The 6,312-nt window shown below is 55.7% G+C and carries 5 protein-coding genes and 1 tRNA gene; 3 read left to right on the forward strand and 3 right to left on the reverse strand.

Annotation, left to right across the window (positions count from 1 at the left end; genetic code table 11):
• Positions 1 to 131: 131 nt before the first annotated feature.
• Positions 132 to 455 carry a cyclic-di-AMP receptor gene (locus D1841_RS11995; RefSeq protein ID WP_160643345.1) on the forward strand — a complete coding sequence of 108 codons (324 nt, stop codon included), beginning with the start codon at positions 132 to 134 and terminating at the stop codon, positions 453 to 455.
• Between the two features lie 39 nt (positions 456 to 494).
• Positions 495 to 1,448 carry a DNA polymerase III subunit gene (locus D1841_RS12000; protein ID WP_161880026.1) on the forward strand — a complete coding sequence of 318 codons (954 nt, stop codon included), beginning with the start codon at positions 495 to 497 and terminating at the stop codon, positions 1,446 to 1,448.
• A 45-nt stretch (positions 1,449 to 1,493) separates the two neighbouring features.
• Here the strand turns inward: D1841_RS12000 and D1841_RS12005 are convergent, their stop codons facing one another.
• Positions 1,494 to 2,435, reverse strand: coding sequence for a glycerophosphodiester phosphodiesterase family protein (locus tag D1841_RS12005; protein WP_160643349.1), 942 nt, complete (start codon positions 2,433 to 2,435; stop codon positions 1,494 to 1,496).
• Positions 2,436 to 2,755: 320 nt separating this feature from the next.
• Between D1841_RS12005 and yicI the strand changes: the two genes are divergently transcribed.
• Positions 2,756 to 5,077 (forward strand): alpha-xylosidase, encoded by a 2,322-nt coding sequence (yicI, locus tag D1841_RS12010; protein WP_160643351.1) that lies wholly within the window; start codon positions 2,756 to 2,758, stop codon positions 5,075 to 5,077.
• Between the two features lie 328 nt (positions 5,078 to 5,405).
• On the opposite strand, the gene spoVAE is transcribed toward yicI, so the two are convergent.
• Together spoVAE and D1841_RS12020 are read right to left on the reverse strand one after the other, a co-directional pair.
• Positions 5,406 to 5,762: a stage V sporulation protein AE gene (spoVAE, locus tag D1841_RS12015; RefSeq protein ID WP_160643353.1), complete on the reverse strand. Its 357-nt coding sequence runs from the start codon at positions 5,760 to 5,762 to the stop codon at positions 5,406 to 5,408.
• Positions 5,763 to 6,024: 262 nt separating this feature from the next.
• A tRNA-Gly gene (locus D1841_RS12020) sits at positions 6,025 to 6,100 on the reverse strand.
• Positions 6,101 to 6,312 lie beyond the last annotated feature (212 nt).

Here is a 6,312-nt window from a genome sequence, read left to right on the forward strand (position 1 = left end):
TCCCGGTACTATGCTATAATAAATTCACATAATATTCTTGCAGGCAGGGGAAATGCCCCGCGCATCCCCCTGCCCGCGTATTTTTTAAAGGCCGGGCTTTCTGTTTTCGGCCGGGAAAGGCTTGATACCTCATGAAACTGATTTTAGCAATTGTGAGCAATGACGACAGCGGCGCCGTGTCCTCCGCTCTCACCCGGGGCGGGTATTCTGTGACAAAGCTTGCCACCACCGGCGGTTTTTTGATGGCGGGCAACACCACCTTTATCTCCGGCGTGGAGGATGACAAGGTGGATGACGTTATCGGCATCATTTCCAAATACAGCAGCCGCCGCACCCAGATTGTCCCCAGCACCTCTACCATGGAGGTGGGTATGTATTCCTCCTTCCCGGTGGAGGTTACAGTGGGAGGCTCCACCATCTTCGTGCTGAACGTAGACCGCTTCGAAAAGGTATAAGAGCCTGTGGATTTTACAGGCTTTCTGGGGAACCCCGGTGTGAAAAGCGCTTTGTCCGACGCTTTTTCCGCCGGGCGTTTTCCTCATGCTCTTATCTTGCAGGGGGAGCCGGGCACCGGGCGGCGCACTCTGGCAAGGCTTATAGCCCAGGCCCTGGTGTGCCGCAGGCGGGGCAAGGCCCCCTGCGGGGAATGCCCCGCCTGCCTGCGGGCCAAGGCAGGCTCCCACCCGGACATCCGCATGGTGGAGGGCAAGGGGGACAGCGGAAGCATTTCCGTAGAGCAGATACAGGAAATGGCTGCGGATGCCCAGCGGATGCCCGACGAGGCAGACTATTCGGTATACATCCTGGTTTTCGGGGAATATATTCTGGACGCGCCCCAGAACAAGCTTTTAAAGCTTTTGGAGGAGCCGCCTGCCGGGGCTGTGTTCCTGCTGGTATGCCGCTCTGCCCGGGCGCTGCTGCCCACCATCCGATCCCGGGCGCAGGTTTTCCAGCTTATGCCGCCCAGCGAGGAAGAAGCCGCCCAGTGGCTGGAAGCCAGCAGGGACATAAGCCCCGGGGAGGCCCGCAGGCTTGCCTCCCTCTGCGGGGGGAATCTGGGCCTGATGCAGGGGGAGCTGGAAAGCGGCACAGCCAAAGAAGCCATGGAGGCTGCCGCTGCCATGGCCCTGGCGTTGCCGGGCCGGGGCGCCCACAATCTGCTCTGCGCCGCCGCCCCCCTTTTAAAAGACAGGGCGCTGTGCAGGCAGGCCCTTGTCCGGCTGGGGCTGATTTTCCGGGACGCCTGTATGCTGCGCTGCGGGGGCAAAACCTTGCTGGGAGGCGCGCCGGAGGCTGCCGACAAGCTGGCGGATCTGCCCCTAAAGCAGCTTGTGCGCCTGCCGGAGCTGGCAGAGGAAGCCCGGCAGAACCTGGAGCGGAACGCCAATACCAGCCTGCTGGTTACCCAGCTTTGCGCGGGCTTGCGGGAAGCCATCGGAAGGACATGAGAAAAGGCGGAAGGGAAAATCCCTTCCGCCTTCGCCTTTTCCTTTTTATCGCCCCTTTGTCTGTACGGTGGCGCTGCACACCGCCCCGGCCTTTGCCGCCGCCAGAAGCTGCTCATAGCTGCGGCCCTTGCCTGTTTCCTCCACGCCGGCAGGCAGGAACTTTTCAAAAATGCACAGGTTTCCCAAAGCCTTAGCCTTTTTATAGTCCTGCTCGGTGCGCAGCGTCCAGCTTACCTCCTGCATCCCGAACAGCCTGCGCACCACAGCCAGGGACAGGATGCCCCGGTATTTAAAATTGTACGCCTCAAAGTGGGGGCGGTTGTACCAGTTTGTCATCAGGTTCCGGGCAAAGAAAGCCCCGCTGGCGGAAAGGCCCTCATCCCCGGCCTTCATCCTGTCCATAAGCTGGCCCCGCACCAGCTCCGGGTGGTGGTCTTTAAACCACCGGACAATCCGGGGGTCAAAGGATTCCACGCAATACAGCCCTTTATACGCCTTTAGCTGCTCCATTGTCAGGGCACACAGCTCATTGGGGTCGTTATAGCCCTTCAGCTCAATAATCAAAGGCGTTTTGCCTCCCACAACCTCCAGCACCTCGGAGAACAGGGGCACCTTTTCCTCTGTGCCGAAAAGCTTATAGCCCCGCAGCTCCTCCAGCGTCATGCTGGAAATGATTTTGTCCACGCCGCAGCTTCTCTTGATGGAGTTGTCGTGGTGCACCACTATCTGCTTGTCTTTTGTAAGCTGCAGGTCAAATTCCATGCCAAAGCCCCCCAGCACTGCCAGGGAAAAAGCGGTGCAGGAATTTTCCGGCACCTTGTTTTCTATGTTGTGCAGGCCCCGGTGGGCATAATCATATTTTTGGAACTCCCGGAAGTCCGCCTTTTTCCCGGAAGGCGCAATGGCCCACAGCCATGCCCCTGCTGTTGCCAACAAAATAAGGACTGCCGCTGCAATTACAACGGCTAAAATGATTCCCGAACCCATACCAAAAACCTCCGGTGTTTTCTCTATTTTTTTTATATTTTGCCCAAACAAGGCTTGCGGCTCCCTGTGCTATAAGCTATAATAACAGTAGCGGGCCAGCTACTATACTATACCGCATCTGGAACCTTTTTTCAACCGCTTTCGCAATGCGCGGGCAAATTAGTTTTTGGAGGGAGCCTTTTTACAAAAAGGCTTCCGGGGTTTGGGGTGAGCGTCTGCCATGTGGCCAAACGTTCGCGCTCCACGCGAGCGTTTACAATCTGCGAACCGACCGAATCGGCAGATGAGAAGAGCCCCAAAGCAAAAGAAGGGAGCCGCCTATGAAATTTACAAAAGGCTACTGGCTGAACCTGCCCGGCGTGGAAAACGCCGACTGCGTGCAGATACGGCAGGTGAAAATCAGCGAAAAAGAAGTGTACCTCTATGCCGTGCCTTATGCCCAGGATCAGCGGGCCATGGGCGGCCCTGTGCTGGAGCTGTTTATCTCCTCGCCTGGAAAGGACATCCTGCGGGTGCAGGCATACCACTTTATAGGCAGCGCCAAAAAGGAGCCGCAGTTTGAGCTGGCCATGGAGGATCTGCCCCTGGACGTGGAGGAAACCAGAAAGGGGCTTATCATCCAAAGCGGCAAAACAAAGCTGACGATCACCTTAAACCCGGCCTCCTTTACCTTCTCTTATGACGGGCGGCTTCTCACCAAAATTGGCGACCGCTTCGGCCACGCCATGATAAGCACCATGAAAACCCCGGAAGGGCCTTTCATGCGGGTGCAGTTCGACCTGTGCGTGGGCGAGCGCATTTACGGCCTGGGGGAACGGTTCACGCCCTTTGTGAAAAACGGGCAGGTGGTGGACATGTGGAACGAGGACGGCGGCACCTCCTCGGAAATTGCCTATAAAAACATTCCCTTCTATATGAGCAACAACGGCTATGGGGTACTGGTAAATTCCAGTGGAAAGGTGTCTTACGAAGTGTGCTCTGAGGCTGTTACCCGGATGCAGTTTTCTGTGCCCGGGGAAAAAATCGACTTCATGTTAATAGGCGGCAGGGAAGGCAAGGAAGTCCTGCAAAACTATACGGCCCTTACCGGCAGGCCCGCCCTGCCTCCCGCCTGGAGCTTCGGCCTGTGGCTGACCACCTCTTTTACCACCAGCTATGACGAAAAGACGGTGCGCAGCTTTGTGGACGGCATGGCAGAGCGGAGAATCCCTTTGCATGTATTCCACTTTGACTGCTACTGGATGAAAGAAAACGAATGGTGCAATTTCCAGTGGGATGAGTCCATGTTTGATGACGCCCCTGCCATGCTCCGCCGGATGAAGGAAGAGCGCGCTTTAAAAATCTGCGTGTGGATAAACCCCTACATCGGGCAGAAATCCCCCCTGTTCAGGGAGGCCATGGAAAAGGGGTATCTCCTCAAGCGGCCTAATGGCGACGTTTGGCAGTGGGATTTATGGCAGGCAGGCATGGGGCTGGTGGATTTCACCAATCCCGGCGCCTGGAAATGGTATCAGGACAAGCTGCGGGCGCTGCTCCAGATGGGTGTGGACTGCTTTAAAACAGACTTTGGGGAGCGAATCCCCACAGATGTGGCGTACTTTGACGGCAGCGATCCGGAGCTGATGCACAACTATTATACATACCTGTATAACAAATGCGTTTTTGAACTGCTGGAAGAATACAAGGGAAAAGGCCAGGCCTGTGTGTTTGCCCGCAGCGCCACTGTGGGCGGGCAGAGGTTCCCTGTACACTGGGGCGGAGACTGCACCTCCAATTACCTTTCCATGTGGGAATCCCTCCGGGCAGGGCTTTCCCTGTGCATGTCCGGCTTCGGCTTCTGGAGCCATGACATCAGCGGCTTTGAAGGTACAGCCCCAGACGGGGTTTACAAGCGCTGGGCCGCCTTCGGGCTTTTGTCCACCCATTCCCGGCTTCATGGCAGCCAGTCCTACCGGGTGCCATGGCTCTTTGGGGAGGAGGCTGTGGACGTGGTGCGCAAGTTTACCAACCTGAAATGCACCCTGATGCCCTATCTCTATTCCAACGCCGTCTATACCCATAAAACCGGCATTCCCTCCATGCGTGCCATGACCCTGGAATTCCCGGCGGATATTCCCTGCTATGATTTAGACCGCCAGTACATGCTGGGGGAAAGCCTGCTGGTGGCCCCGGTGTTCACCGATTCCGGCGACGTGAACTACTATCTGCCGGAGGGCCTGTGGACAAACCTGCTGGACAACCGCACTATAGAAGGGGGCCGCTGGATCCATGAAATACACAGCTTCATGAGCCTGCCCCTGATGGTGCGGGAAAACACCCTGCTGCCTATAGGCGGGGACGATGAACATGTAGAATACGACTACGGCAAGAACTTGACCCTGCACCTGTTCCACCTTACAGGCACTGCCAGCACCAGCGTGAAGGATATGTACGGCAAGGACATGCTGGACGCCCAGGCTGTTAACAAAAACGACCAGGTCACTGTCAGCTTCCAGGGCCGGGCGGAGAACCTTTCCCTGCTGCTGCGAGGCGTGGATCATGTAGAGAATTTGACAGGCGCCAGGGCCGAGGCTACAGAATGGGGCCTGCTGCTGCATGTCAATCCGGAGCTTCCTGATGTGTGCTTCACGTTTATCCAGTAAGCAGGCCACAAAAATGGTGGAAAAAAACAGGGCAGATAACGCTGCCCTGCGCCCCACCGCCTATTGAACTTTTTTAGCCTTTTTGCAAGATGCCCTAGAGTCTGTTTTAAAACCAGAGAAATGCCAGTATTTTTGTTCAGGGCAGGCGGTTTCAAGGCAAAAACCGCAAGAAATACTTTCGTATTTCGAGGATTTTTAACACAGAAACCGTTTGTTACTGGACAAAAAGACGGTTTTTCGGAGTTTTAAGACAGACTCTAATACCCATGCGGCAAAAGGGCCTGGATACACGCCAGGCCCTTTTTACTATTCCGTTTCGCCGGATTGGTCAGGACTTATCCTTGGGCTTTGCCACCAGCGCCGCCAGATAGCCGAAGAATACGGCAGCGGCTGTTCCAGCCGCCCCGGCGGTCAGGCCGCCTGTGAACGCTCCCAGCAGCCCCTTCTCCTGCACAGCCTCCCGGACACCCTCAGACAAGGCCCAGCCAAAGCCGCACAGGGGCACTGTAGCCCCGCAGCCCGCATAGTCCACAATGGAGCCATATATGCCCAAGGCACCCAGCAGCACCCCCGCCGTGACAAACATCACCATAATCCTGGCCGGGGTCAGCTTGGTCAGGTCAATGAGAAGCTGGCCTATCACACAGATAAGCCCGCCCACCCAGAATGCGTTTATATATTCCACACTTGTCCCCTCTTCCTTTTTGGTCGGTTCTGTCTCTAGTCTTTTCCAAAAAGGGGTTCGCTATGCGCTGCCGGAATTATTTGTCTTTGGAAACGTGCTGCTATCTGGTCTATCCAAGTACCTCATAATAAAAAAGGAGAAGCATCTCCAAAAACTTGAAAATGCCCCCTCTGTAAGATGGATAAAAAGTTGTTTTACTGCAGGCAAAAATTCGCGCACTCAGCAATACCAAGTATGCGAACCGGATGCAGCGTTATCCTGCTGGAGCGGACAACGAGGCTCGAACTCGCTACCTCCACCTTGGCAAGGTGGCGCTCTACCAGATGAGCTACGCCCGCACTTGTTTTTACAACGTTATTTATTATACGCCAAAATGTGTCAGTTGTCAAGCTGTTTTTTCCCTGACTGTAAAATCCCCACGCCTGGCCCAAATGTCAAGAGGTTTTTAGAAAAAAGTTTGAGAAGCAGCAAGGTTTGTACGGAGGCGGTGCTGCATTGGTTCGGCGTACAGCAAACAAACCGGAAAAGCCTCTGCTTTTTCGGCTGGCCC

It is taken from the genome of Neglectibacter sp. X4 (genome assembly GCF_009917365.1).
In the GTDB taxonomy this organism is placed as follows: Bacteria; Bacillota; Clostridia; order Oscillospirales; family Acutalibacteraceae; genus Acutalibacter.

Coding starts and splice junctions, on each gene's coding strand:
- D1841_RS11995 (WP_160643345.1), top strand. CDS start 132: ATGAAACTGATTTTAGCAATTGTGAGCAATGACGACAGCGGCGCCGTG.
- D1841_RS12005 (WP_160643349.1), bottom strand. CDS start 2,435: ATGGGTTCGGGAATCATTTTAGCCGTTGTAATTGCAGCGGCAGTCCTT.
- yicI (WP_160643351.1), top strand. CDS start 2,756: ATGAAATTTACAAAAGGCTACTGGCTGAACCTGCCCGGCGTGGAAAAC.